Raw genomic sequence first — 26,369 nt, forward strand, 5'->3', positions numbered from 1 at the left:
GCCGGCACGCCTCGATGGTTCACGACACGCACCCGCGCCAGCGGCTGCAGGCGATCCTGCTGCTTCTCTGTGCCGTGGCGATCCTGCCCCTGATCGACGCGATCGCGAAGCATCTGAGCCGCGACATGTCGCTGTGGCAGATCACCTGGGCTCGCTTCACCTTCCATGTCCTGTGGCTGATGCCGCCCTTCCTGCTGCGCCATCGCGTCAGGGAGCTGCTGCCGGCCCATCCGGGCCTGCAGGTCCTGCGCGGCCTCTGCCTGACGGCGGCGACGTTCCTGTTCTTCGCAGGCGTGGCCTATATGCCGATCGCCGATACCTTGGCCCTCAGCTTCATCTCGCCCCTGACCGTGACGCTGCTGTCGCCGTTCCTGCTGGGCGAGAAGGTGGGTGTGCGCCGCTTGAGCGCCGTGGCGGTGGGCCTGATCGGGGCGCTGGTGATCATCCGCCCCGGTCTTGGCGTGTTCCAGCCGGCAGCGCTCTTCGGGATCGGATCCGGTCTCGTCTATGCCAACTATGTGATCATCACCCGGCGCCTGGCGGGCAAGGTCCCGGCCCTGGTGACCCTGGTCTATACGGCCCTCTTGGGCTTGATCATCACCAGCGCCATCGTGCCGTTCTTCTGGCTGCCGCCGACCCCCGAGCAATGGGGCTTCATGGTGGCGCTCGGAGCGATCGCGGCCCTCGGCCACTATCTCCTCATCCTCGCCTACGAGCGCGGCGAGGCCTCGATGCTGTCGCCTTTCAGCTATGCCGAGATGATCGGCGCCTGCATCGTGGGCTATCTCGCCTTCGGCGATTTCCCCGACCGCTGGACCTGGGCCGGCATCGCGATCCTGGTCGCCAGCGGCGTCTATATCTCGATCCGCGAGCACCGGGTTTCGCCGCGCCCCGTGGCGGCGGCCAAGGAGCCGGAAGAGATCACCGCCGGTTGATCAGCCCATCTGGCGCCGACCCGGCGCCGGATCGCCGTTCGCCGCCGGGAGCGGGCGCGACACCGCGCCGAAGGGCTGCTCGGCCGGGTAGGCGGCGGCCAGCCGATGCAGGTCCGCGACGATTCCGGCGGGGATGGGTCCGGGCTTGGCCGGTGCGACGCCGGGACCGCATTCCGGCAGCTCGATCGTCACGGTGGTGCCTTGGCCCGGAACGCTCGTGAACCCGATCTGCCCGGCCAGCATCTCGACCAGCCGCTTGGTCAGCGCCAGCCCGACGCCCACCCCTTCATAGCGCTTGGTCAGGGAGGCATCGCCCTGCCAGAAGAGGTCGAAGATCCGCGGCAGATCGTCCGGCGCGATGCCGATCCCGCTGTCGGCGATGACCAGCACCGCGTTGCCCTGCGGATCGCGTCTCAGCGTCACCGCGATCTTGCCGCCTTCGGGCGTGAACTTGATGGCATTGCCGAGGATGCCGATGACGATCTGGCGCAACGCCGTGGGATCGCTTCGGAGTCGGCCGTCGGCGGGTTCCGCCTCGACCGTGACCTGCAGCGATTTCTGCCCGATCTCGGGCGCCAGCATCCCGACGCATTCCCGCAGGATGGCGCTGACGTCGAGGATGCGCGGCTCGATCGGCCAGCGCCCTGCCTCCAGCCGGCAGAGATCGAGGATGCTCGAGATCAGCTTGTTGAGATGCCGGCCGCTCACCAGGATATGGTCGAGATAGCCCCTGGCCTCGGAATCGAGCCCCTTGGCCTTGCCGGCCGCGAGGATCTCCGCGAAGCCGATGATGGCATTGAGGGGCGTGCGGAACTCGTGGCTCATATTGGCGAGGAACTCGCTCTTGGCCCGGTTGGCGGCCTTGGCCTGCTCCTTCTCGATCTCGAGGCGCGCGGCGAATTCGCTCAAGCTGTCGTTCGCCTCGCGCAACCGTCCCTCGGTTTCGCGCCGCAGCTCGTTCTCGCTCTGCAACGAGCCCGCCAGATTCTGCGCCTTGAGCTTTTCACGACGCTGGGCCGTCACCAGCAGGGTGACGCCGATCGCCGTGTCCAACCAGGAACTGAGCATGAATCCCCAGGGTGCGAACCATTCGAGCGTGCGCAGGAACGGGTAGTCCCCGAAATGGATCGCGCGCAGCAGGAAGATGACGCTGAGGACGGCCAGGCCCTCGCCGCGCACGGCCCCGCGGCGGCGCCAGAACTCCCAGGCCAGGAGGGCCATCACGCCCATGCCGACCAGATAGAGCGGCAGCGTCGTCGCCAGGAAGGACATGCCGTCGAGGCGGGCGAAGACCGACCAGATCGAGACCACGCCGACCGCCGCCATCACGTCGACGGGATGGCGGTTCTTGCCGAGGAAGGTGCGGACACCGCACCAGATGAGGCCGAAATAGAGCGCCACCAGGATGTCGGGGATCGCGTGGAAATCGATTACCCCGGAGACCAAAAGAAACTGGGAAAGCTGGCGCGCCGTATAGATGACATAGGCGAGCGTCCAGTATCCATACTCGCTCCGGCCGGTGGTGAGCCGAAGCTGAAGCATGGTCATCGTCACGACGAGCGAGATGCCGATCGTGGATGCGATCGCGGTCTGGACCGAGAAATCGAACATCGTCCTGCTGTTCGCGGGTCCGCGGGCGCCCGAAGCAAAATCGGCCCGGCGGCGCTGATGAACGCCGCCGGGCCTTCTTCAATGCTCTTCCTGGCCGCTTACCCTTCGCGAACCCTCCGTATGAACCCGTCCACCTCGTGACGGAGCGTTTCCGACTGGCGCGACAGATCGGAAGCGGCGTTGAGCACCTGCGAGGCGGCATGGCCGGCGTCGGCCGCCGCCTGCGAGACGCCGGTGATGTTGCGCGTCACCTCGTCCGTGCCCTGCGAGGCCTGCTGGGCATTGCCCGAGATCTCCTTGGTCGCCGCCGACTGCTCCTCGACCGCGGACGCGATCGCCGAGGCGATCTCGTTGACCCGGTCGATCGTGGTCCGGATCCGCTCCATGGCGCCGACGGCATCCTTGGTCACTGTCTGCATCGAGCCGATCTGGGCCGAGATCTCCTCGGTCGCCTTGGCGGTCTGCGTCGCCAGGTTCTTCACCTCCGAGGCCACCACGGCGAAGCCCTTGCCGGCATCGCCCGCGCGGGCCGCCTCGATCGTGGCGTTGAGGGCCAGGAGATTGGTCTGGCTCGCGATCTCGTTGATGAGCTGGACGATGCCGCCGATCTTCTCCGCCGCCTGGGCGAGGCCCTCGACGGTCTGGCCGGTCCGGCTCACCTCCTCGACCGCGCTGCGCGCCACCGTCGAGCTTTCATTCACCTGGCGGCTGATCTCGCCGATCGAGGCCGAGAGCTCCTCGGAGGCCGTCGCCACCGTGGTGACGCTGGCCGAGGCCTGCTGCGTCGCCGCCGCGACCGCGGAGCTCTGACGGGTGGTTTCCTCGGCGATCGAGGCCATGCTCTGCGAGCTCGCCTGCAGCTCGGTCGCCGCCGACGAGACCGACTGGACCACGCCCTTGACGCTGGCTTCGAAGCTGTCGGCCAGCTCGAGCATGCCCTTGCGGCGGGCTTCCGCCGTTTCGATCTCGGCCTGCTTCTGCTTCTGGCGCAGCTCCTCGATCTCGATCAGCTTCTGGCGAAAGAACTCGATCGCCCGCGCCATCACGCCCAGCTCGTCGCCGCGGCCGGTGGCCGGCACCTCCACGCCCGTGTTGCCTTCGGCGAGCTTGGAGACCACGCCGGTCAGATTGCCGACCGGCCTCGCCACCAGAGCCCGCGTCAGGATGAAGATGACGAGCGCCAGCAGGAGCACCGCGCCGGCGGAGGCACCCACCGTGTAGTAGGTGAGCTCGGTCACCGGCGCCATGATCTTGTCCAGCGGCAGGTTGACCATCAGCGACCAGGGCTGCTTGCCCGCTTCGCTCTTGATCGGCTGGAACACGCGGATGACATCCGTCTTGAGAGAGATCGAATAGGCCTGGACCGTATGGATGTTGCCGGCGGCGATGTCCGGAAGAGCCGCGGACAGCGCCTGGTCGGTATCGACGATGGGCTTGCCGATGTGATCGGTCTTCGCATAGGCGGCCCACAGGCCGCCGTTCGAGATCAACGAGACGGAGCCCGTTTCATAGGGCTTTATCTTGGCCAGCTCACCGGCCATCCGGTCGAGCGCCATGTCGAGGCCGACCACGCCGACGGTCTTGCCGTCAATGACGACCGGCAGGACGAGGCTCGTCATGGTCACGGTCTGGCCCGCCGCGTCGTAGCTGTAGGGCTCGAGGATCTGCGGCTCGCCGCTCTTGAAGGCGAGCTGGTAGTAATCGCCGGCGCCCGGCTTGTCGTAGTCCTTCAGCGGCTCATAGGAGATGCTGCCGCCCGCGCGGACCACGTAGGGGACGAAGCGGCCGGTGGAATCGTTGATGCCGCCGGTATTGGCGAACGCGGAATCCTTGCCGTCGAACGCGTCGGGTTCCCAGCCGGTCCAGGTGCCGAAGAAAGTCGGGTTGGCGTCGAGCGTCGCGCGCAACATGTCGACATAGATCTTGCGATCCGTCACGCCGTCCTTGCGCAGCTCGATGAAGCTGGCCCGCAGCGTTTCGAGGGTGTTGAAAGCGGCGGCGAAGCTCTTCTCGACATCGGAGCCGATGCCGTCGGCCTGCTGCTTGCCGGCTTCGAGCGCCAGATCGCGCGCAATATCGCCGCTCTTGGTCGCCGTCAGCCAGGCCGAGGCCCCGAGCGCCACGATCAGCGCCAGCATCACCGGGAGGAGAAGCTTGAGGCCGATCGGGAGTTTGTTGATCGCATTCCGGACAGACATCGAATTCCCCGCGTCAAGGAAGTCTGGGCTGGCGCGCGAACCCGAACGGCCGCGCCTTGGACCCACTCGAGCGGGACAATGCCGGGAGGTCATAAACAATTGGTTAGATCGGCACACCCTTCGATAGCGGCGCGCCGATCGCGGCGCGCAGATCCGCCATGCGCGACCCGCAGAAGCAGAGGCGATGCCGACACGAATTCGTTCCCGGCGCCACCCAACATGCGGACGAACAAGAGAGATCAATCCCCCGGCGGTTGGGGGATATCAGCGATCGGCGGACTCTCGCCTCTGGCTGCGGCGCCTTGCCACGGCAATCCGGCCATGGTGGTTCAGGTCGCCGAGATGGTCCGGTTTCGGCCCGACTATCGGCGACGCCTACCGTCCGCCTTTCCGGCGAGCGACCGAATCCGCGACGATACAAAGGATCTCGAACATCAGGTTGGCGCCGTTGAGCGCTGTGTGCCCCTGCGGATCCAGCGGCGGCGAGACCTCGCAAACATCGCCGCCGATCAGATTGAGACCCATCAGGCCGCGCAGCACCACCTGCGCGTCGCGCATGGTGAGCCCGCCCGGCTCCGGCGCGCCGGTGCCGGGACAGAAGACCGGATCGAGACCGTCGATATCGAAGGTCACATAGGTCGGATGCTGTCCGACCACGCGATGGATCTCGCGGACGACCTCCTTGCGGCCCATCTCGTCGAAATCGTCCATGGTGATGATCCGCATGCCGGCGTCGTAGCCGTACTGGATGTCCTCGTCGCTGTAGCGCGTGCCGCGCAGGCCGATCTGGAGCGTGCGCTTGGGATCGATGATCCCCTCCTCGACCGCGCGCCGGAACGGCGTCGCATGGTTGATGCGCGAGCCCAACAGCTCGTCGAGCGTGTCGGCATGGGCGTCGAAATGGACGCATCCGACCGGCCCGTTCTTCACGATCCCGCGCAGGATCGGCAGCGTCACCGTATGGTCGCCGCCGACGGAGACGGGTGCCGCCCCCGCCTTGGCGATGTCGGCGAAGAAGGCGGTGATCTTGTCGATGCTGCCGGCGGCATCGAGCGGATTGACCGGCGCGTCGCCGACATCGGCGACCTGGCAGAGCTCGAAGGGAGCGACGCGCGTGGTCGGATTCACCTGCCGGATCAGGCGCGACATCTCGCGGATCTGCGCGGGTCCGTGGCGCGGACCGTCGCGGTTGGTGGAGCCCAGATCGAACGGCACGCCGGCGAGCGCGATATCGAGCCCGGCGGCGCTCGGCCGGTAAGGCGTGCGCATGAAGGTCGCGATATGGGCGAAGCGCGGGATGACCGCGGAATCGATCGGGCGCAGCGGCTCGTTCTGGCGTGGGCTGTGGTCGTTCATGTGGAATCCTCCCTCTCGTCTTTTCTTCTTGTCGATGGAAAACCGAGCCTAGTCCTTTTTCGCGAATCGCGCGTCGCGCCAGGCGAGCGCCGCCTTGAGCCCGTCGCGCTGGCGGATCTCGCGGAAGGTCTTGCCTTCCGGCGTCTGCAGCGCCTCGATCTGGATATCCGCGTCGAGGCCCATGGCGAGCGCCTGCTCGAAGCCCATGATCGAGTAGGTCCGGTTGATCGCCTGCTTGGTGAGCCGCACCTTTTCCCGGTCGTTGATCGCGATCTCGCGCGCGATGGCCAGCGCCGTCCTCACTTCTTCGCCCTCCGCCACGACGCGGTTGACGAGCCCCATGGCGAGCGCTTCCTCGGCGGAGATCTTGTCGTTGCCGGTCAAGAGCGCCTCCTTGGCGCGCTTGGGTCCGGAGAGCCAGGGCATGAGGAGCGCGATGATGCCGCTGCCGAAGCGCAGCTCCGGCTCGCCGAAGCGGGCGCCGGCCGCGGCGATGGTGATGTCGCAGGCCATGGCGAGCTCGCAGGCCCCCGCCAGCGCATAGCCCTTGACCGCCGCCACGGTCGGCAGCAGGCTGTGCCAGAAGCGCATCACGAAATCGAAATCGGCCTGCAGCACCGGCCGCACATCGCCCACCGTGTTCCAGGGACGACCGGCGCCCTCGGTCAGGTCGAAGCCGGCCGAGAAGGCCCGGCCCGCGCCGGTGACGACCAGCGCCCGCACGGCCGCGTCGCGCTCGATGCGGTCGAGCAGCGCATTGACCTCCTCGACCATCCGCCCGTTGATCGCATTGAGCTTGTCGGGGCGGTTCAGCGTCAGCAGGCCGACGGGCCCCTGCATCTCGAACAGGATGGTGTCGTAGGACATTCGCCTCTCCCTTCGCGATCCGGCGCCGTGGACCGCATTTTCACAATGGCCACCATTTATTGACCAGCCTGCCAGGGCTCGGCAACATGCGCCCGCGATGTCCAGGGCCTCTTCTCCGGGGTCCTTCTCTTGGCCGGTCCCGCCCGTCATGCTCGCCCCCAACCTGGCGCTTCTCTTCACGGTCGTCGCCTGGGCTACGGCGATTCCTGCCTCGGCGGTGCTGCTGGAGAACTGGGATCCCTGGTTCCTGTCCGTGGCGCGCTTCGGCACCGGCTATGCGGGACTTTGGCTGCTCATGCGCTGGCGCGAGCCGGCGGCCGGCCGCGCCGCCTTGCCGGTTCCCGCCTGGCGCCTGTGGGTCCTGGGCGCCGCGGGCGCGGGGGTGTTCGGGCCGACCTACAATCTGGGCCTCGACAGCTCCAACCCGATCATGGTGGCGATCCTGAGCGCCGCTTCCCCGGCCGTGGCCGCGGTGGTAGGACGGACCTGCTTCGGCCAGCCCATCGAACGGCGCATGTTTCCGGCCATCGCACTGGCGGTGCTGGGCTGCGGAATCGCCACCTGGGACCCCGGACAGGCGGACAATCCGTTCGCGGTGCGCGGCGGCGAACCCCTGATCCTGCTCGCGATGCTCATGTGGAGCTGGTACTCGCTGGCGGCCCAGCGCTGGCTGCAAGGCTGGTCGCAGCTGCGCATCACGACCACGACGCTCGGTCCCGGCGTGGTCATGATCGTTCTCTTCTATCTGTTGGCCGGCCTCCTGGGCGATGCCCGCCTGCTGCCGGCGCCGGTTCGCGGCGTTGGCGATGTCGGGCTGGTCCTCTGGATCGGGATCGGCGGCATCACCTTTGCCATGATGTTCTGGAACTATGGCGTACAGCGGTTGGGGCTGGTGATCGCCTCCCTGTTCATCAATCTGATGCCGATCATCACCATCCTGGTTCTGGCGCTGATGGGCCAGGCGCCGACCTGGCTCCAGCTGGCCGGCACGGCCCTGGTCCTGCTGGGGCTGCTGCAGGCCCAGCTCCGCGCGCTCCCGGCCCGTCGGACGGCCTGAACCCGGCGGAGTCGGCCCGGCCCCCGCTCCCGGCAAGGCCTTGGCGGGTCGCCCCCGCCGACCCAAATGAGGAATTACAAGTCTTTGCCAGAGCGACAAATTGCAACTTTGACCATGAAGACAAACCTGCGACAAAGGGCGCCGCAAAACGGCCAAGAAGGCTGGGCAGAGTGCGAGGGCTGGGGTGGATCGCGGAGCGGTCCGGCAGCCGGTCGGGCGGGGATGCGATGAATTACGAGAGCTTCTTCCAGGCGAAGGTCGACGATCTGAAGCGCGAAGGCCGCTATCGGGTGTTCGCCGATCTCGAGCGTTGCGCCGGCCAGTTCCCGCGCGCGCGCCGCCATCGCGCCGACGGCCGGATCCAGGATGTGACCGTCTGGTGCTCGAACGACTATCTGGGCATGGGCCAGCATCCCGCGGTCCTGACGGCGATGGCCGAGGCGATCGAGCGCTGCGGCGCGGGCGCCGGCGGCACCCGCAACATCTCCGGCACCAACCATTATCACGTCCTGCTCGAGCGCGAGCTGGCCGACCTGCATGGCAAGGGCGCGGCGCTGCTCTTCACCTCGGGCTATGTCTCGAACCAGGCGACGCTCTCCACGCTCGGCCGCGTCCTTCCCAACGCGGTGATCTTCTCCGACGCCCTCAACCACAACTCGATGATCGAGGGGATCCGCCATTCGGGCGCCGAGAAGCATATCTTCCGCCACAACGACGTGGCCCACCTGGACGAGCTCCTGGGCCGTGCTGATCCGACCCGGCCCAAGATCGTCGCCTTCGAGAGCGTCTACAGCATGGATGGCGACATCGCCCCCATCGGCGCCATCTGCGACGTGGCCGAGCGCCACGGCGCGATGACCTATCTCGACGAGGTGCATGCGGTCGGCATGTACGGTCCCCGCGGCGGCGGCATCGCCGAGCGCGACCGGCTCATGCATCGCCTGACCGTGATCGAGGGCACGCTGGCCAAGGCCTTCGGCGTGGTCGGCGGCTATATCGCGGGCTCGGCAGCGCTGGTCGATTTCGTCCGCTCCTATGCGCCGGGCTTCATCTTCACCAGCTCGATGGCGCCGGCGGTGGCGGCGGGCGCGCTCGCCAGCGTCCGCCATCTGAAGGGCAGCGCCGTCGAGCGCGTGCGCCTGCATGAACGCGCACAGCGCCTGAAGCGGGTCTTCGCCGAGGCGGGCCTGCCGGTCATGAGCTCGGAAAGCCATATCGTGCCGGTCAAGGTCGGCGATGCCCATCTCTGCAAGCAGGCCAGCGACCGGCTGCTCGACCAGCACGCCATCTATGTGCAGCCGATCAACTACCCGACCGTGCCGCGCGGCGAGGAAAGGCTGCGCTTCACCGCGACGCCGTTCCACAGCGACGAGCATATCGCGGCGCTGGCCGCCGCCATGGTCGAGACCTGGCAAACGCTGGGCCTTCCCCTCGCCCCCGCCCGCCATCCCGCCGCGGCGGAGTGACGGCAACGGGGGCGCTCTCCCGGGTCTCACTGCCCTTGTCGTCATGCCGGCGCAGGCCGGCATCCATGAGCATAGGCCGTGCATAATCGATCGCGGTTCGTGTTCGTGGATTCCCGCTTTCGAGCGCCTGAAGAAATCGAGAGCACCACGCAAGGGCGTAGCAAACACTCAAGCCCCCTCCCCTTGCGGGAGGGGGTTGGGGGAAGGGTGCCACGGACGCAGCCGGGGGCATCCCTGCGATCAATCACCGCTCTGGAGGCAGAAGGCCCAGACAGGGCGCCAAGCGAGCGAGCCCGAGCAGATCAGGCTCCGCTTATTTGCCAGGATCTCGCACGGCATCGCCCCTCCCCCTATCCCCTCCCGCAAGGGGAGGGGGCGAGAGAGTTCTTTGGCATCGCCGATTTCTTCACACGCTCGAAGGCGGGAATGACGTAACGTCCGCAGCCTCATCTTCTCGACAGGGAGCTCCCGCATGACCGGCGTGAAACATTTCAAGCGCAGCGAGATGAAGTTCGACACCTATGGCGGGCCACCGGGCAAGGCCAGCATCGCGCGACTGATCGGGCCCGACATCAGCAAGACCATCGGCGCCGGGCTTGCACAGTTCGACGGCTGCTCGATCGAATGGACCGTGCTTTATGACGAGATGGTCGTGGTGCTGGAGGGCAATTTCCGCCTGCGTGTCGGCAAGGATGTCTACGACGCGAAGCCCGGCGACGTGATCTGGATCCCGGAGAACACGCCGCTGCGCTACGAAGGCGACAGGGCGACGGTCTGCTACACCCTTTTCCCCGTCGATTGGCGTCAGCGGCACGGGATTAAATAAGCGGGCGCACCCGCACCCATCGCCGGTCGCAAAGCGAAGACTCAACGCACGGGATGATTGTCGCGGCTCAACCAACCCGCCCCTCGGGAGCGGTGGTAATCGCTTACACTATCATTGAATCCAATGGCTTAGAGCGATAGTCTCGCCGCGCTCACCGATACGGCTCGGGGGCGTGGCGAGTCGATCTGCCGGTGCTCGGGGCGAGAAACGGGCGGCCGACGGCTCGAGGGCGGGGGATTCGATGGCCGATCAGGATCTGGCCTTCATCAGCGCGACCGAGGCGATCGCGAAATTTCGCGCCAAGACCCTGTCGCCGGTCGAGCTGCTGGATGCGGTGATCGCCCGCCACGATGCCGTCAATCGCAAGATCAACGCTTTCACCCACACCTCTTTCGACCGCGCGCGCGAGCAGGCGAAGAAGGCCGAAGCGCGCTACGCGACGGGCAAGCCGACCCGCGCCTTCGAAGGCGTTCCGCTCGTCATCAAGGACGAGTTCGCGATCAAGGGCCAGATCACGACCAACGGCTCGTTGCTGCTGAAGGACCATGTCGACACCGAGACCGAGTATTTCGTGGAGCGCATGCAGCGCGCGAACCCAGCCATCCTCGGCCGCAGCACCTGCCCCGAATTCTCTTCGGCCTGCGTGACGCATTCCCGGCTCTGGGGTGTCACCCGGAATCCCTGGAACCTGCGCTACAACGCCGGCGGCTCGACCGGCGGCGGCGCGGCCGCGGTCGCGGCCGGCATGACGGTCCTCTCGGACGGCAGCGACTATGCCGGCTCGATCCGCATCCCGGCCTCGGCCTGCGGCGTCTTCGGCTTCAAGCCGCCCTTCGGCCGTATCCCGACGGCGCCGCCCTGGCATCTCAATCCGTTCGCGGTGCACGGGCCGGTCACCCGCAGCGTCGCCGACGCGGCCCTGATGATGAACGTGATCGCGGGCTTCGATCCGCGCGACCTGACCTCGGTCCGCGAGCGGCTTCGCTATCCCGCCCAATACAAGCCGATCAAGGGATGGCGGATCGCCTATTCGGCCGATCTCGGCTTCTTCCCGGTGGCGCCGGACGTCGCCAAGGCGACCCGCGACGCGCTCGAGGCCTTCCGCGAGGCCGGCGCCGAAATCGAAGAGGTCGATCTCGGCTGGACCGAGGACACGGTGCGCGGCTTCATCGCCCATGCGCGCGAGAACGAGCTCGTGCCCATCGCCAAGATGCCGCGCCAGGAACGGGCCCTCCTCTGCAGCTACAACAGCGGCCGCAAGGGCAAGTTCTATGCCGTCGGCACGAGCTACGCCCAGAGCCTGAAGATCCGGGCCGCCATGTATGAGAAGCTCGAGCCGATCCTCGAGCGTTGCCAGATCCTGCTGTGCCCCGCGCTCGCCGTGCCCAGCGTGCCGGCCGAGCATGATCCGCTCGACGACAGCTTCACGATCAACGGCCGCAAGGTCGAGCCGCAGATCGGCTGGTGCATGACCTTCCCCTTCAACATGCTGTGCCAGCTGCCGGTGGCGACCGTTCCCTGCGGCTTCGGCAAGTCGGGCGTGCCGGTGGGCCTGCAGATCGTCGGGCGCCCCTTCGACGATCTCGCCGTGTTCCAGGCGGCGGCGGCCTTCGAGCGGCTGCGCCCCTGGCGGCAGCATCGGCCGAAGATCTAGGGAAATCCCGCGCATGGCCGACCAGGATCTCGCTTTCATCACCGCGACCGAAGCGATCGCCGCCTTCAAGGCGCGCAAGCTTTCGCCGGTCGAGCTGCTCAAGGCCATGGAGGCGCAGTTCCACAAGGTGAACGGCAAGGTCAACGCCTTCACCTACACCTTCTTCGACCAGGCCCTGATCCAGGCGCGCAACGCCGAGAAACGCTATGCCGCCGGGCGGCCGACCAAGCCGTTCGAAGGCGTGCCGCTCATGATCAAGGACATCCACCAGATCAAGGGCTATGTCACGACCTTCGGCTCGCTGCTCTACAAGCACAATGTCGACGAGGTCACCGAGCCTTTCGTCGAGCGCATGCTGGCGGCCAAGCCGGTCCTGATCGGACGCAGCACCAACCCCGAATTCGCGGCCTCCTGCATCACCCATTCGCGGCTCTGGGGCATCACCCGCAACCCGTGGAACACGCGCTACAACGCCGGCGGCTCGACCGGCGGCGGGGCCGCTGCGGTCGCGAGCGGCATGACCGTGCTCTCGGACGGCAGCGACTATGCGGGCTCGATCCGCGTGCCGGCCTCCTGCTGCGGCGTCTTCGGCTTCAAGCCGCCCACCGGCCGCGTGCCCCATTCCCAGCCCTGGAATCTCAACGGCTACGCGGTCTTCGGCCCGGTCACGCGCTCGGTCGCCGACGCGGCGCTGATGATGAACGTGATCGCGGGCCAGGACCGGCGCGACATCACCTCGGTGAGGGAGAGGTTGCGCTATCCCGAGCGCTACGAACGGATCAAGGGCTGGCGCATCGCCTATTCGCCCGACCTCGGCTGCTTCGAGGTCGATCCCGAGGTGGCGAAGGCGACGCGCAAGGCACTCGACGTGTTTCGCGAGGCCGGCGCCGAGATCGAGGAGATCGATCTGGGCTGGCCCAAGACCATCCTGCAGGCCTGGCTCGCCCATGCGCGCGAGAACGATTTCGAGCCGCCCTGGCTGCTGCCCCGGCACAAGCGGAAACTGCTGACCGACTATATCCGCGCCTACACGCCGCGGAACGACGTCGCCAGGCGCTTCACCTATGCCGACAGCCTCAACATCCGCGTGGCGATGTGGGAGAAGCTGGCGCCGGTGCTGAAGCGCTGCCAGGTGCTGCTCTGCCCCACCCTCGCGATCCCGGCCCAGCCCGCCGCCTACAATCCCGCCGATCGCTCCCTCAAGATCAACGGCAAGAAGGTCGAATCCGAGATCGGCTGGGTCATGACCTTCCCCTTCAACATGCTGAGCCAGCTGCCGGCGGCGAGCGTGCCCTGCGGCTTCGCCAAATCGGGCGTACCGATCGGGCTGCAGATCGTGGGCCGGCCCTTCGACGACCTCACGGTGTTCCAGGCCGCCGCCGCCTTCGAGACGCTGCGGCCCTGGCGGAAATACCGGCCGAAGCTGTAGGAAGCCCCGGCGCTACGGTGCTGCTCCCGCCTCCGCCAGCAGCCAGTCGCGGACCTGGGCGGTGTCGGGGGCGAGCGTGGTGCCCTTGGGCCAGACCAGGTAGAACCCCTGGCCCGAGAGGAAGCTCTCGCGGCAGGCCCGCACCAGCACGCCGCGCGCGGTCATGCCTTCGATGATGTGGTGCCAGCCGAGCGCGATGCCTTCGCCTTCCAGCACCGCCTGCAGCACCAGCGCATAGTCGTTGAGCCGCAGCCCCTCGCCGCGGTCGCTCCAGCGCACACCCGCTTGCGCGAACCAGTCGGTCCAGTTGGGCCGCGGGCGATAAGGTTCGTCGAGATGGATCAGCTTCAGCTCCGGCAGCCGGGAAGCCGGCACCGGCGCGCCGACCGTGGCCGCATAGGCGGCGCTGGCCACGGCATGGATCTCCTCCCGGTAGAGCAGGATGGAATCGAACTGGGGCCAGTTGCCATCGCCGCGGCGGACGCCCAATGTCATCGCCTCGCGGGCGAGATCGACATCCTTGTCGACCGTCTGCAGCCGCAGATCGATATGAGGCAGGGCGGCATGGAAGCGGGCCAACCGCGGCACCATCCAGTAGCTGGCGAAGGCCGTCGAGACCGAAAGCGTCACATGGCCCGGCTCGCGCTCGCGCCGGATCGCGTCCGCCGAGCGGCGGATATGGGCGAGCCCGATCGAGACATCGTGGAAGAAGCGCTCGCCCGCCTCGGTGAGGCTGACGGCCCGGTGCGCCCGGTGGAACAGCGTCACGCCCAGCGCCGTTTCCAGCCGCTTGATCGAATAGCTGATGGCGGCCTGGGTCAGGCGCAGCTCCTCGGCGGCACCGGAAAAGGACATATGCCGGCCAGCGGCCTCGAAGGCGAGCAAGGCCGACGGCGAAAGGATCAGGCGGCGCAGGTCTTCCATAAGCGGGACTTATCCAAAACCGAAGAATTTTCCGGACCACCCTTAGGATAGATCGCTGATAAACTTATGGAAAGCAGGGACGATCAGGCAAAGGGCGAAAAGCCATGACCGCAGAGCCGGCAAATGAAGCGACAGGACGGACCCGTGGCGGACGGACGGCGCGCCAGCGCCAGCGTGCCCAAGGCCAGCGGACCGTGGCGGTCATCGCCGGCATCGAGCGGCAGATCCCGACCTACGAGCTGTTGAGCGAGGAAGGGCTCGCCACCATCGAGACCGCGGCCGACCAGATCCTGAAGGAGGTCGGGGTCGAGTTCCGCGACGATCCGGAAGCGATCCGGCTCTGGCGCGAAGCGGGGGCCGACGTGAAGGGCGAGCTGGTGCGCTTCGAGCCGGGCCTGCTGCGCCGGATCCTCAAGAGCGCGCCTTCGAGCTTCGTGCAGCATGCGCGCAACCCTGCGCGCTCCGTCACGGTCGGCGGCAACCATGTGGTCTTCGCGCCGGCCTATGGCTCGCCCTTCGTGCGCGACATCGAGGGCGGCCGGCGCTATGGCACGCTCAAGGATTTCGAGAATTTCGTGAAGCTCGCCTACTCGATTCCCTGGCTGCATCACTCGGGCGGCACGGTCTGCGAGCCGGTCGACATCCCCGTCAACAAGCGTCATCTCGACATGGTGGCGGCGCATCTGCGCTATTCCGACAAGCCCTTCATGGGCTCGGTCACGGCCGAGGAGCGGGCCGAGGATTCGATCGAGATGGCGCGCATCGTGTTCGGCCGCGAGTTCGTCGAGAAGAACTGCGTCATCCTCGGCAATATCAACGCCAACTCGCCGCTGGTGTTCGACGCCACCATGACCAATGCGCTCCGCGCCTATGCGCGCGCCAACCAGGCGGCCGTGGTGGTGCCCTTCATCCTGGGTGGCGCCATGGGACCGGTGACGACGGCCGGGGCGATCGCGCAATCGCTGGCCGAGACCATGGCCGGCTGCGCGCTCACGCAATTGGTGCGTCCGGGCTGCCCGGTGATCTTCGGTAATTTCCTCTCCTCCATGGCGCTTCGCTCCGGCTCGCCCACCTTCGGCACGCCGGAACCCGCCCTGGGCTCGCTCGTGGTCGGCCAGCTCGCGCGGCGGCTGAACCTGCCCTTGCGCTGCTCGGGCGCGTTCTCCTCCTCCAAGATCGCCGATGGCCAGGCCATGACCGAGAGCACGGTCTCGATGCTCTCCGCCGTCCAGTGCGGCGCCCATTTCATCCTCCATGCCGCGGGCTGGCTCGAGGGCGGCCTCACCATGGGCTACGAGAAGTTCATCCTCGACGCCGATTATTGCGCCTCGCTCCACACCTATATGGCCGGGCTCTCGCTCGACCCGAACCAGCTCGCCCTCGACGCCTTCCGCGAGGTCGGGCCGGGCAAGCATTTCTTCGGCTGCGCCCATACGCTGGCCAACTACGAGACCGCGTTCTGGGATTCCGACACGGCCGACAACAATTCCTTCGAGCAGTGGCGCGACGAGGGCGGGCGCGACGCGATGCAGCGCGCCAATGCGCGCTTCCGCCGCCTGCTCCAGGAATATCAGGCGCCGCCGCTCGATCCGGCCGTCGACGAGGCGCTCACGGCTTTCGTCACCAAGCGCAAGACCGACAAGCCGGACATGTGGCATTGATGCCTCGTTTGATCCCCGTTCGCTCTCCCGTCGTCCCCGCTCACTCTCGCGTCATCCTCGCTCACTCTCCCGTCATCCCCGCTCGCTCATTCGTCATCCCCGCGAAAGCGGGGATCCATGGCAAAGCTCGGCGCTCTGGATCAGGATGGTTCCCCGCTTTCGCGGGGATGACGGAGGAGCGCTAGCGACAAGGCATCAATCTCGGCGGTGATGTCATCCCCGCCGCCCACGGCTCCACTTTCTCCCCGGTCCCATCCAGCACGCACACCGATGTCCAGCAAAGATCCCCTGCTTCAACCCTTCACGCTCAAGCATCTGGTTCTCAAGAACCGGCTGATGTCGACCGCGCACGAGCCGGCCTATTCCGAGGACGGGCTGCCGAAGGAGCGCTACCGGCTCTATCACCTGGAGAAGGCCAAGGGCGGCATCGCGCTGACCATGACCGCGGGCTCGGCCGTGGTATCGGAGGATTCGCCGGCCGCCTTCGGCAATCTCCATGCCTACAAGGACGAGATCGTGCCGCTGATGAAGCGGCTCGCCGAGGACTGCCATGGCGAGGGCTGCGCGGTCATGATCCAGCTCACCCATCTCGGCCGGCGCACCGGCTGGAACAAGGCGGACTGGCTGCCGGTGGCCGCCCCCTCGGTGGTGCGCGAGCCGGCCCACCGCGCCTTCCCCAAGGAGGCCGAGGACTGGGATATCGAGCGCTGGATCGGCCAATATGCCGACGGCGCCGAGCGCATGCAGGCGGCCGGCCTCGACGGCATCGAGATCGAATGCTACGGCCATCTGGTCGACCAGTTCTGGACGCCCGCCGTCAACAAGCGCCACGACAATTACGGCGGTTCGCTCGAGAACCGGATGCGCTTCGGGCTTGCGGTGGTGAAGGCGATCCGCGAGCGCGTCGGCCCGGACTTCCTGCTGGGTGCCCGCATGGTGCTCGACGAGGCGAGGCCGGGCGGCCTCGGCCGCACCGAAGGCCTCGCCATCGCCCGGCGCATGATCGCCGAGGGCGTCGACTTCATCAACGTGATCCGCGGCTTCATCGACACCGACGCGGCGCTGGCCAAGGTCATCCCGGTCATGGGCATGAAGGCGGCGCCGCATCTCGACTTCGTCGGCGAGATGAAGCGTGAGCTGGGCGTGCCGATCCTCCACGCCGCGCGCATCGCCGACGTGGCGACGGCCCGCCATGCCGTCGCCTCGGGCAAGCTCGATCTCGTCGGCATGACACGCGCCCTCATCGCCGATCCGCATCTGGCGCGCAAGGTGGCCGAAGGCCGCGAGATCGAGATCCGGCCTTGCGTGGGCGCCACCTACTGCCTCGACCGCATCTATGAAGGCGGCGAGGCGCTTTGCATCCACAATCCCGCGACCGGCCGCGAATCGACCATGCCGCAGATCGTGCAAAGAACGACCGGCAAGAAACGGCGCATCGTCGTCGTCGGCGCCGGTCCGGCTGGGCTCGAGGCGGCGCGCGTCTCGGCCGAGCGCGGCCATGAGGTGATCCTGTTCGAGGCAGCGGACGAGGCCGGCGGCCAGATCCGGCTGGCGGCCCGCGCCAAGCGGCGGCGCGAGCTCCTGGGCATCGTCGACTGGCGCATGCAGCAGCTCGAGAAGCTCGGCGTCGCGCTGCGCTTCAACAAATGGGCCGAGGCCGAGGATGTGACGGCCGAGGCGCCTGACATCGTGGTGATCGCGACCGGCGGCCTGCCGCAGGCGCCGGCGCTCGAAACCGGTACCGAACTCACCGTCTCCACCTGGGATATCCTCTCGGGCGACGCGAAACCGGCCAAGGACGTTCTGCTGTTCGACGACAACGGCGCCCATCCCGGCATGCAGGCGGCCGAGGCCATCGCCGAGACCGGCTCTAAGCTCGAGGTCGTCAGCCCCGAGCGCTTCTTCGCGCCCGAGATCGGCGGCCTCAACCATGTGCCTTATGCCGAAATCTTCCAGCAGCATGGGGTGCGGATCACGATCCTGCGCCGGCTCCTGGCGGTGAAGCGCGCGGGCAACCGGCTGCAGGCGGTGATCGGCAGCGATTTCGGCGATTATGTCGAGACCCGCGAGGTCGACCAGGTCGTGGTCGAGCATGGCACGCTGCCCAACGCCGACCTTTACGAAGCGCTCCGGCCGGATTCGGTCAATCGCGGCGAGGTCAGCTACAAGGCCCTGATCGCGGGCCAGCCGCAGACCCTGGTCCGCAATCCCGCCGGCCGCTATCGCCTGATCCGCATCGGCGACGCCGTGTCCTCGCGCAACATCCACGCCGCCATCTATGATGCGCTGAGATTCGCGAAGGACTTCTGAGAACGGGGCATCGGCGATGGAGACTTGGCCCGAAGGGCAGCGGGTCCGGCGGCAGAAGAACGCCGAGCTGACCCTCACCCGCTTCGCCGACAGCGAGGATCATCGCCCGGCGCTCATGGCCGCGATCCTGAGGCTGGCCCAGGGCTCGCGCTTCGCGCGCCGCTATATCCGCGCCTTCGGCGGCACCAAGGTCGATCGCGTCGCCGAATGGGAGGTGCCGGAGGCCGATCTGGTCGAGGCGCGCGCCTGCGAGTTCTACCGGCGCGTCCATGGCGTCGCCGGGCTGAGGGTGCTGGAGAGCTGGGCCAACATCTATCGCCAGGGCGACTATTCGATGCCGCACAGCCATCCGGGAGCGGCGGTGAGCATCGTCTATTTCCTCGATCTCGGCGATCCCGATCCACGGGATCCGATTTCCGGACAGTTCGCCGTCTTCGATCCGCGCGTGCCCGCCTGCTGCCGGGACCAGCCCGACTGCCTGACCAATCCCTTCATGCCGAAGCTCGAGCCCGGGACGATGATCCTGTTCCCGGGCTGGCTGGTGCATGGCGTCAACCCCTACACCGGCGAGCGCCCGCGCATCACCCTGACCTGGAACCTGGCGCCGGCCTGAAGCCGCCCGGCGCCTATCCCCGCCCCGCGCCGAGCTGGATCGCGCAGTCGACCGCCTCGATCAGGCTGCGCTCGTTGGCGATGCCCTTGCCGGCGATGTCGAAGGCCGTGCCGTGATCGACCGAGGTGCGCAGGATCGGCAGGCCCAGCGTGACATTGACGCCGCTCAAGGCCTCCCACTGGCCCGTCTTCGGATCGACCGAGAAGCCCAGCAGCTTGACCGGTATGTGGCCCTGGTCGTGATACATCGCGACCACGGCGTCATAGCGCCGGCCGCGCAGCTTCACGAACACCGTATCGCCCGGCACCGGCCCCTCGATCGCGTGACCCTCGTCGCGGAACTGCGCCACGACCGGCGTCGTGACCTCGATGTCCTCGCGCCCGAACATGCCGCCCTCGCCCGCATGCGGGTTGAGCGCCGCCACCGCGATCCTGGGCTTCTCGATGCCGAGCTTCCTCAGCACATCGAGCGTCATCTCGATCACGCGGCGCAGGCGCTGCGGCGTCAGCCGCTTCACGGCCTCGGCCAGCGCCACATGGGTCGAGACATGGCTGACGCGCATGTCGCCATGGAGCAGCAGCATCGCCGAATCGCGGGCACCCGTCAGATCGGCCAGGAGCTCGGTATGGCCCGAATAATGGAAGCCCGCCAGGTTGAGCGCTTCCTTGCTGATGGGCGCCGTGGCGATGGCGTCGACGCGGCCCGCGACCGCCATCCGCACCGCCTCCTCGATCGCGCGATAGGCGAGCCTTCCCGCCTCGGCCGAGGTGGTGCCGGGCCTGATCGGCTGGGCCGCCTGCCCGGCATCCAGGAACACGGCGCGGCCTGCCCGCGGCGTCGAGCGGTCGATCGAGGGCAGGTCAAATCCGGCCTGCCCCAGGCGCTTCGCCGTCTCGCCGAAGCAATCGCGGGCGCCGACCACGACCAGCTCCAGCTCGCCGCTGGCGAGGCGCGGCGCGAAGGCCGGCAGGGCCTTGACGATGATCTCGGGGCCGATGCCGGCGGGATCGCCCATGGTGATCGCGATGCTGGTCGGGCGCGTCATGCTCGTTCTCCACTCTGAAATTGCCGGCCGCTCACGGCGGCCTTCTCCATCGCCCCCGACAGCTCGACCAGGGTCTCCGCCTGGCCGAAGGCGCCGGACTTGGACAGGACCGGCAGCCCGTCCCACCTTCCCCCCACCAGCCGCGAGGCCGGGATACCGGCACGAACCTCGCCCGCCACCATCAGCCATTCGGCGCCCAACACCTCGCAGATCGCGCGCAAGGTCTCGCCGCCGGTGACGATGAGCCCGCCCGGCCGCTCGACCGAGGGCAGGAAGGCGGCCAGCGCCTGACGGATGCGGCCCATCATCTCGACCGGCTCCGCCGCGAGGCCGAGGCGAAAGGAAACGAGTGCCGCCTCGCCGGCCTTCAGCAGAGCGCCGAGCCGGGCCGCGGGATCGGGCGAGATCGCGTCGATCTCGAGATGCTGCGCCGGGAAGAGCTCCGCGAAACGGGCCACCTGCGCGCGCGACTGCGCATGATCGGAACCGACCACGATCAGCATCGACGCCAGGCGCGGGCGGACGATCGGCGGCGGCATGCCGGCAATGGCGCGGGCGAGGCCGGCGGAACCGCACCAGAGGAGCCTACCCTCCAGCCGGCGGGCCAAAGCCTGCCCCGCCGCGGCGATCGCGGCCAGGTCGCCGTCGCTCGCCGCATCGCAGACCAGGACCCCCTCCCCGTCGATCTCGGCCGGCGACGCGACCAGCCGGGCGGCCACGCCCAGGGCGCGCAGGGCCTCGGGCAGGGACGGCCCGGCAGGTCGCCAGGCGCCGGTGCGATCGCGATAGAGCTGGATGCCGCCGCGCGTCACGCGATCCTGCGCGGGAAAGGCCGGCGCCAGCAGGCAGCTGCGATAGCCGCCCAGCGCCATGCCGGCCGCGATGTCCTGGAGCGTATGGCCGCGCAAGAGGCTGTCGATCTTCCAATAAGCGATGTCGGCCCCCGCGAAGAAGCCATCGAGCCGATGCAGGCGTGCCTGCGCCGTGGCCCAGGGCTCGTCGCGGGTGGCCATATCGAGCGCCAGGCTCGCGCGGCCCACAGCTTCGCCGAGCGAGACCGGCACGGCGCCGATCCGCCCCGTGAACTGCGCGCCGGTGTCGAGCGCGCCGGTAAGGTCGTCGGCCAGAATGCGGACCACCGGCGGCGGGGGCGCCCGGTCCTCGGACAGGAGCGGGGCGCCGTCCTCCGCCGGCGGCGTGAAGGGCGCCATCAATGAACCCGGCTGGTTTCCCCTTCGCCGAGGCAGAGCTCGGTGATGCGCAAGCCGTTCTTCGTGATCCGCGAGGGGAAGGCGTCCTTGAGGCCCTCCTCGTGGATCGGAATCACGCGCTTGAGCTCATGCCCGACCAGCCCCAGCATCTTATGGGTGGTGAGCAGGAGGTTGGTCTGGCTGCCGACCGCGAGGCCGACCGGGATGTAGTTGCCGTCGCTCGGGTTGCGGCCGCGGAGATTCTCGAAGCAGTAGATCAGGTCGCCCGCCAGGATCCAGGTGTCGTCGCTGTGGCTCTTCTGGTCGTTGCGCACCGACACGAACATCGAGCCCCAGGTGTGGCTGTCGAAGGCCGCGTAGAGATCGATGCCCGGCAGGACGTTCTCCTTGTCGCCGTCGACGACCGAGAGGCGGCCCTGCTTGGCCAGATCGACCGCGCGCATGATGTCGCCGGGATCGGTCGCGTTCATCAGCCATTTGAACTGATGGCCCATCGACATGGCCCAGATCCACTTCGACAGCTCCTTCTCCTGGATATGGAAGGTCGCCTTGGGGAAGTCGTCCGTGCCGCCGAGATGGTCGAAATGGGCGTGGGTGATGAAGACGTCGGAGACCTGTTCCGGCTTCACGCCGCATTCGGCCAGCACCGTGCGGGCCGGATGCCAGTTCTCGACGCCGAAATTCTTGGCCATCACCCCGCCATAGTCCTTGTTGTTGTAGCCGACATCGACCATGGCCGCCGTGTTCGGGCCCTTGATCAGGACATAGCAGTAGGGAAGCTTGCGATAACCCTCGTTGTGCGCACCGTAGATGATGCCGCTCATGTGGTAGCTTTTGACGTAGCTGTATTCGAGAACCCAGATCGAATATTTGCCCATGGTCTCTTCCTCTCTTGCGATCTTGGTGGCGAGCTCAGGACAGGCTCGGCGCGGGCGTGGCGATGGCGCAGCAGGCGCCCTGGAAGTCGATCAGCTCGAAACCGGGCAGCGCCGAGGCCGCCCATTGCAGATGCCGATAGCCGGCCTTGAGCGGCGCCAGCGCGGTATCGATGTCGCGACGGCCCGCGGCGTAGTCGTGCATGCTCTCGGTCGCGCGCTCGAGCGCCAGCCGGATCACCTCTGCGGCTTCGGTCAGATGATGGTGATGATGGCGCGCGCGGGCGGGCGGAACCGCGCGGGCGAGCCCGTCGGCCGCCTCGGCATGCGCACGGCGCGCGGTGTCGAGCATCGCATGCTCCTGGTTGATCGAGCGCGCGCCCGATGCCGCCAGCACCAGAAGCCCGGCGATCTGGCTCGCGGCCTGCCGAAGCCCCTCGAACTGCGGGCGCGTGGCGAGCACATAGGCGACCGTCGCATCGTCGAGCGTCTGCGACAGCAGCTCCGCGCTGGCCGCACCGTGATCCTCGCAACAGGCCGCGGTCGCGGCGGTATTACCGCCATCGGACAGCGGCGAGCGTTCCGGCCGCAGGCTATGGTCGATCCGCATGGTCATTTCCTCCGGTTCCGGCAGGAGCTGCGCTCGACCAGCTCGCCGGGAATGAGATGCGAGCGCGGCTTGGGCAGCTTGCCCGCCGCCGAGAGATCCAGGAGCTGGGCGGTCTTCTCCACCATGGCGCCGATCGGCTGACGCACGGTGGTCAGGCTGTGGGAGGGCCAGCCCGCCATCTGGATGTCGTCGAACCCCACCACCGAGATGTCCTCGGGCACCCGCAGGCCGAGCTCGCCGCGGATCGCGTCCAGCCCGCCGATGGCCATGATGTCGTTGGCGAAGAAGATCGCATCGGGCAGCCGGCGCTTGCCGCGCAGCAGCCGCAGCGCCGCCTCGCGGCCCTGCTCGTGGGTATATTCGGCCACTTCCTCGCGGCCCCAGAGCTTCATGCCGAGCTCCGCCAGGAGATCGTTGACGCCGCGCTCGCGATCCATGGTCGTGCTGGTTTCGGGCTTGCCGGCCACATAGACCAGCCGCCGATGTCCCCGCTCGATCAGGTAGCGCGTCACGGTGCGGCCGCCCTCATAGTTGTCGCAGGAGACCGCATGCACGCCGGAGCCCGGCACATAGCGGTTGAACAGCAGGACCGGGATGCCGCGCGCCGCGCAGGACCGCGCCATCGCCGAAGAGATGGTGGCGGAGGTGATGACGACGGCGTCGACCTGATATTGCAGCAGCAGCGGCAGCTCGTCGTCCACTTCCTGGCCGGTCGGCACGTTGAAGAGCAAGGTCTGCAGGTTGTTCTGCTGGAGACGCTTGGAGAGCACCTCCAGCACTTCCGGGTAGAAGGGATTGGTGAGGTCGCCCATCACGATGCCGACGATGCCCGAGCGGCGCGTGATCAGCGTTCGGGCCATGGCGTTGGGCTTGTAGCCGAGCCGCTCGGCCGCCGCCATCACCTTCTGCCGCATATCGGCCGATATGCTGGCCTCCTTGGTGAAGGCGCGGGAGACCATCGACTGAGAGACGCCCAGTTCCTGCGCGACCTGCTTGGCCGTCACCGGTCCCGTTCTCGGCTTGCCCGAAGAAACCGATCTGCGGCCGTTCCCGCGAGTCATGACCCCACCGCCCCCTCTTTGTCATTCGGCGGCATTCTTCCCTGAATAGCGGCGCACACGCAAATCGGCCTGGGCCTGGTGTCCGGAGAAGTTCTCGATGGCGCAGAGCCGCGAGCAATATTCGCCGATGACGACGCTGGCCTCCTCGTTGCAGCGCTGGTAAGTCACGGTCTTGATGAACTTGCCCACCCAGAGCCCACCGGTATAGCGGGCGGCGCGCTTGGTCGGCAGGGTGTGGTTGGTCCCGATCACCTTGTCGCCATAGGCAACATTGGTCTCCTTGCCCAGGAACAGGGCGCCGTAGTTGGCCATCCGGTCCAGGAAATATTGCGGGTTGCGGGTCAGGACCTGGACGTGCTCGGAGGCGATCCGGTCCGCCTCGGACACCAGCTCCTCGTCGCTGTCGCAGAGGATGACCTGGCCATAGTCGCGCCAGGCGACGCTGGCGACGTCGGCGGTGGGCAGGGTCCGAAGCTGGCGCTGCACCTCGGCCTCGATGCCGTTGGCGAGCTTGGGCGAGGTCGTCAGCAGGATCGCTGGCGAGGTCGGCCCGTGCTCGGCCTGGCCCAGCAGGTCGGTCGCGCACATCTCGGCGTCGGCCGTGTCGTCGGCGATGATCAGCGTCTCGGTCGGGCCGGCCAGCAGGTCGATGCCGACGCGCCCGAAGAGCTGCCGCTTGGCCTCGGCCACATAGGCGTTGCCGGGGCCGACCAGCATGTCGACCGGCGCGATCGAACCGGTGCCGAGCGCCATGGCGGCCACCGCCTGGACGCCGCCCATCACATAGATATCGTCGGCGCCCGCCAGCGCCATGGCGGCGACCGTGGCCGCCGGCGGCTTGCCATTGAGCGGCGGGGTGCAGGCGATGACGCGCTTCACGCCCGCCACGCGCGCGGTCAGCACGCTCATATGGGCCGAGGCCACCATCGGATAGCGGCCGCCGGGCACATAGCAGCCCACGCTGCTCACGGGAATGTTCTTCTGGCCGAGACGCACGCCCGGAATGGTCTCGATCTCGATCTCGCGCAGAGTCGAGAGCTGGGCCTCGGCGAAGCGGCGGATCTGGGCCTGGGCGAATCGGATGTCGGCAATGGTCTGCGCCGGCAGGCTGTCGATCAGGGCCTGGATCTCGGCCTTGGTGAGCCGGAATTCCTTGGGCTCCCACTTGTCGAACTTGGCCGAGAGCTCGCGCACCGCGACGTCGCCGCGCTTGGCCACGTCTTCCAGGATCGCCTCGACCGTCTGCCGAACCTTGACGTCGGCATCATGCTTCTCGGCGTCGCTGATGCCCGTCTTGATCTGCCGAATCATGTCTTCCTCACTTGATCTTCGATGTCGGACGGCGGCCTCTTGCCCCCGTTCCCGGTAGAAGAGCGCCCGGCCGGCCTCGTGACCGGCCGGGCGCCCGGTATCAATTCGTCGCCTGCACCGTCGGCTCGATCTTGGTCAGGTGATAGAGATTGGCCGGCGGATCGCACTTCTGGCAGTTGATGCCCGGCTCGTTGGGCGCCGCCTCGACGGTCGCCGGGAGCGGCTGGATCGTGGCGCCGGGGGTGGGCTCGCCCTTGAGGGCCGTCTCGAGCGAGAGCTCGGGCAGCAGGTTGGGCTCGAACACCTCGGTCACGAAGGAATCCGGAACCTTGCCCTCCGGGAAGGCATTGCAGCCGTTCTCGAACTTGTCGCCCGGGCAGGGATTGACCTTGTCGGCCGGGACCCAGGGCAGCGGATACTGGATGTTATGGACATCGAGCGTCCGCTTCTTGGTCAGCAGCTCCATCATCAGCTTGAAGGCATAGCCCGAGGTCGCCGGCGGCGAGCCGGAGGAGGTGCCCTGCAGGCCGCGTGCCTGCAGCTCGGGGTTGGAGATCGCCAGGCGGAAGCCGTTGGAGTTCTCGCCGGTGACCGGGATCAGCTTCTTGTTGCCGGTGGCGAGCAGCGCCTTGATGACGCCGTCCTCGCCGGCCTGGGCCCAGATGCCGTCGACGTCGGGATGGGCGGCCAAGGCCTTGGCCGTCTCCGACTGCGTGGTCTGGTCGTCCCACATGCCGTAATACTCGTCGACCACCTTGATGCCGGGGTATTTCTTGAAGATGGCCATGGCGCCGTCATAGTGGCGCTTGTCGACCGAGTTCCCGGGCACGCCGCGGCTGAGGAAGATGTTGCCCTTGCCGCCCAGCATGTTGACCAGCGCCTGGGCAGTGTTCTCGCCGAAGCCGGCCGTGATGTAGCTCACATTGTAGGCGCAAGGCTCGGTGACGGTGCCGTCATACATGAAGAACAGCACGCCCTTCTCGCAGCCCTTGTGGATGGTGCGGTTGAGGCCCGTGGGCGACACCGGGAAGCTGATGATCCCGTCGGCGCCGTCGGCGATCATGCTCTCATAGGCCGAGATCTGCGCCGACACCTCGGTGCCCGAGATCACTTCCTTGAGCTCGACCATCTGGTCGTAGGGCGGAGTGGCGGCCAGCGCCTTCACGATGTTCGCCGCCTCGCTCTGCCAGGAATTGCCGCTATAGCTGAGGCTCAAGTAGATCTTGAACTTCTTCGTCTCCGCCTGCGCATGATCGACCGCGCCGGCGAAGACGAAGCCGGCCGCGACCAGGCCAGCCAAGCCGCCGATAATTCTTTTCTTCCACGTCATGAGACTATTCCCTCCGTTG

Annotated in this window: 21 protein-coding genes; 9 read left to right on the plus strand and 12 right to left on the minus strand. The window is 67.5% G+C overall.

Annotated elements, in window-relative coordinates; all coding sequences use genetic code 11:
• Positions 1–14: 14 nt before the first annotated feature.
• Positions 15–935 (plus strand): DMT family transporter, encoded by a 921-nt coding sequence (locus tag FRZ61_RS17745; RefSeq protein ID WP_151118984.1) that lies wholly within the window; start codon positions 15–17, stop codon positions 933–935.
• Here the strand turns inward: FRZ61_RS17745 and FRZ61_RS17750 are convergent, their stop codons facing one another.
• The 4 genes from FRZ61_RS17750 to FRZ61_RS17765 form a co-directional block, all read right to left on the minus strand.
• On the minus strand, positions 936–2,546 hold the full coding sequence (locus FRZ61_RS17750; RefSeq protein WP_151118985.1) for a sensor histidine kinase: 1,611 nt from the start codon (positions 2,544–2,546) through the stop codon (positions 936–938).
• 98 nt (positions 2,547–2,644) lie between these two features.
• Positions 2,645–4,744 carry a methyl-accepting chemotaxis protein gene (locus FRZ61_RS17755; RefSeq protein WP_151118986.1) on the minus strand — a complete coding sequence of 700 codons (2,100 nt, stop codon included), beginning with the start codon at positions 4,742–4,744 and terminating at the stop codon, positions 2,645–2,647.
• A gap of 375 nt (positions 4,745–5,119) precedes the next feature.
• Positions 5,120–6,100, minus strand: a complete 981-nt coding sequence (gene speB / locus FRZ61_RS17760; protein ID WP_151118987.1) for an agmatinase — start codon at positions 6,098–6,100, stop codon at positions 5,120–5,122.
• 48 nt (positions 6,101–6,148) lie between these two features.
• Entirely contained in the window at positions 6,149–6,967 is an 819-nt protein-coding gene (locus FRZ61_RS17765; RefSeq protein WP_151118988.1) for an enoyl-CoA hydratase/isomerase family protein, read from the minus strand.
• A 148-nt stretch (positions 6,968–7,115) separates the two neighbouring features.
• Here FRZ61_RS17765 and FRZ61_RS17770 point away from each other — a divergent pair, with 148 nt between their 5' ends.
• The 5 genes from FRZ61_RS17770 to FRZ61_RS17790 all read left to right on the plus strand — a co-directional run bounded on the left by FRZ61_RS17770 (position 7,116) and on the right by FRZ61_RS17790 (position 13,399).
• The gene (locus tag FRZ61_RS17770) at positions 7,116–8,024 is read left to right on the plus strand and encodes a DMT family transporter (protein WP_191909087.1); all 909 of its coding nucleotides are present in this window, start codon (positions 7,116–7,118) and stop codon (positions 8,022–8,024) included.
• A gap of 227 nt (positions 8,025–8,251) precedes the next feature.
• A complete protein-coding gene (gene hemA, locus FRZ61_RS17775; RefSeq protein ID WP_151118990.1) occupies positions 8,252–9,490 on the plus strand; it encodes a 5-aminolevulinate synthase in 1,239 nt (412 codons plus the stop codon).
• A gap of 472 nt (positions 9,491–9,962) precedes the next feature.
• Entirely contained in the window at positions 9,963–10,316 is a 354-nt protein-coding gene (locus FRZ61_RS17780) for a cupin domain-containing protein (protein ID WP_151118991.1), read from the plus strand.
• 241 nt (positions 10,317–10,557) lie between these two features.
• Entirely contained in the window at positions 10,558–11,970 is a 1,413-nt protein-coding gene (locus tag FRZ61_RS17785) for an amidase (protein WP_151118992.1), read from the plus strand.
• Between the two features lie 13 nt (positions 11,971–11,983).
• Complete coding sequence (locus tag FRZ61_RS17790; RefSeq protein WP_151118993.1) at positions 11,984–13,399, plus strand: amidase; 1,416 nt, start codon at positions 11,984–11,986, stop codon at positions 13,397–13,399.
• A gap of 12 nt (positions 13,400–13,411) precedes the next feature.
• On the opposite strand, the gene FRZ61_RS17795 is transcribed toward FRZ61_RS17790, so the two are convergent.
• Positions 13,412–14,323, minus strand: coding sequence for a LysR substrate-binding domain-containing protein (locus FRZ61_RS17795; protein WP_151118994.1), 912 nt, complete (start codon positions 14,321–14,323; stop codon positions 13,412–13,414).
• A 104-nt stretch (positions 14,324–14,427) separates the two neighbouring features.
• Between FRZ61_RS17795 and FRZ61_RS17800 the strand changes: the two genes are divergently transcribed.
• From FRZ61_RS17800 to FRZ61_RS17810, 3 genes are all read left to right on the plus strand, one after another.
• Positions 14,428–15,984 carry a trimethylamine methyltransferase family protein gene (locus FRZ61_RS17800; protein ID WP_151118995.1) on the plus strand — a complete coding sequence of 519 codons (1,557 nt, stop codon included), beginning with the start codon at positions 14,428–14,430 and terminating at the stop codon, positions 15,982–15,984.
• Positions 15,985–16,254: 270 nt separating this feature from the next.
• Complete coding sequence (locus tag FRZ61_RS17805) at positions 16,255–18,294, plus strand: NADH:flavin oxidoreductase (protein ID WP_151118996.1); 2,040 nt, start codon at positions 16,255–16,257, stop codon at positions 18,292–18,294.
• Between the two features lie 16 nt (positions 18,295–18,310).
• A complete protein-coding gene (locus FRZ61_RS17810) occupies positions 18,311–18,907 on the plus strand; it encodes a putative 2OG-Fe(II) oxygenase (protein ID WP_151118997.1) in 597 nt (198 codons plus the stop codon).
• 13 nt (positions 18,908–18,920) lie between these two features.
• On the opposite strand, the gene pdxA is transcribed toward FRZ61_RS17810, so the two are convergent.
• The 7 genes from pdxA to FRZ61_RS17845 form a co-directional block, all read right to left on the minus strand.
• Positions 18,921–19,952, minus strand: coding sequence for a 4-hydroxythreonine-4-phosphate dehydrogenase PdxA (pdxA, locus tag FRZ61_RS17815; RefSeq protein WP_151118998.1), 1,032 nt, complete (start codon positions 19,950–19,952; stop codon positions 18,921–18,923).
• A complete protein-coding gene (locus FRZ61_RS17820; protein WP_151118999.1) occupies positions 19,949–21,163 on the minus strand; it encodes a four-carbon acid sugar kinase family protein in 1,215 nt (404 codons plus the stop codon). Before FRZ61_RS17820 ends, pdxA begins: the two co-directional genes overlap by 4 nt.
• The gene (locus FRZ61_RS17825; RefSeq protein WP_151119000.1) at positions 21,163–22,041 is read right to left on the minus strand and encodes an N-acyl homoserine lactonase family protein; all 879 of its coding nucleotides are present in this window, start codon (positions 22,039–22,041) and stop codon (positions 21,163–21,165) included. Before FRZ61_RS17825 ends, FRZ61_RS17820 begins: the two co-directional genes overlap by 1 nt.
• 34 nt (positions 22,042–22,075) lie before the next feature.
• Entirely contained in the window at positions 22,076–22,648 is a 573-nt protein-coding gene (locus FRZ61_RS17830; RefSeq protein ID WP_151119001.1) for a hypothetical protein, read from the minus strand.
• A gap of 2 nt (positions 22,649–22,650) precedes the next feature.
• Positions 22,651–23,652, minus strand: coding sequence for a LacI family DNA-binding transcriptional regulator (locus tag FRZ61_RS17835; RefSeq protein ID WP_225308872.1), 1,002 nt, complete (start codon positions 23,650–23,652; stop codon positions 22,651–22,653).
• 78 nt (positions 23,653–23,730) lie between these two features.
• Entirely contained in the window at positions 23,731–25,020 is a 1,290-nt protein-coding gene (gene hisD, locus FRZ61_RS17840; RefSeq protein WP_151119003.1) for a histidinol dehydrogenase, read from the minus strand.
• A gap of 100 nt (positions 25,021–25,120) precedes the next feature.
• Entirely contained in the window at positions 25,121–26,350 is a 1,230-nt protein-coding gene (locus tag FRZ61_RS17845; protein WP_151119004.1) for a sugar ABC transporter substrate-binding protein, read from the minus strand.
• Between the last annotated feature and the right edge of the window lie 19 nt (positions 26,351–26,369).

It is taken from the genome of Hypericibacter adhaerens, assembly GCF_008728835.1.
Classification (GTDB): domain Bacteria; phylum Pseudomonadota; class Alphaproteobacteria; order Dongiales; family Dongiaceae; genus Hypericibacter; species Hypericibacter adhaerens.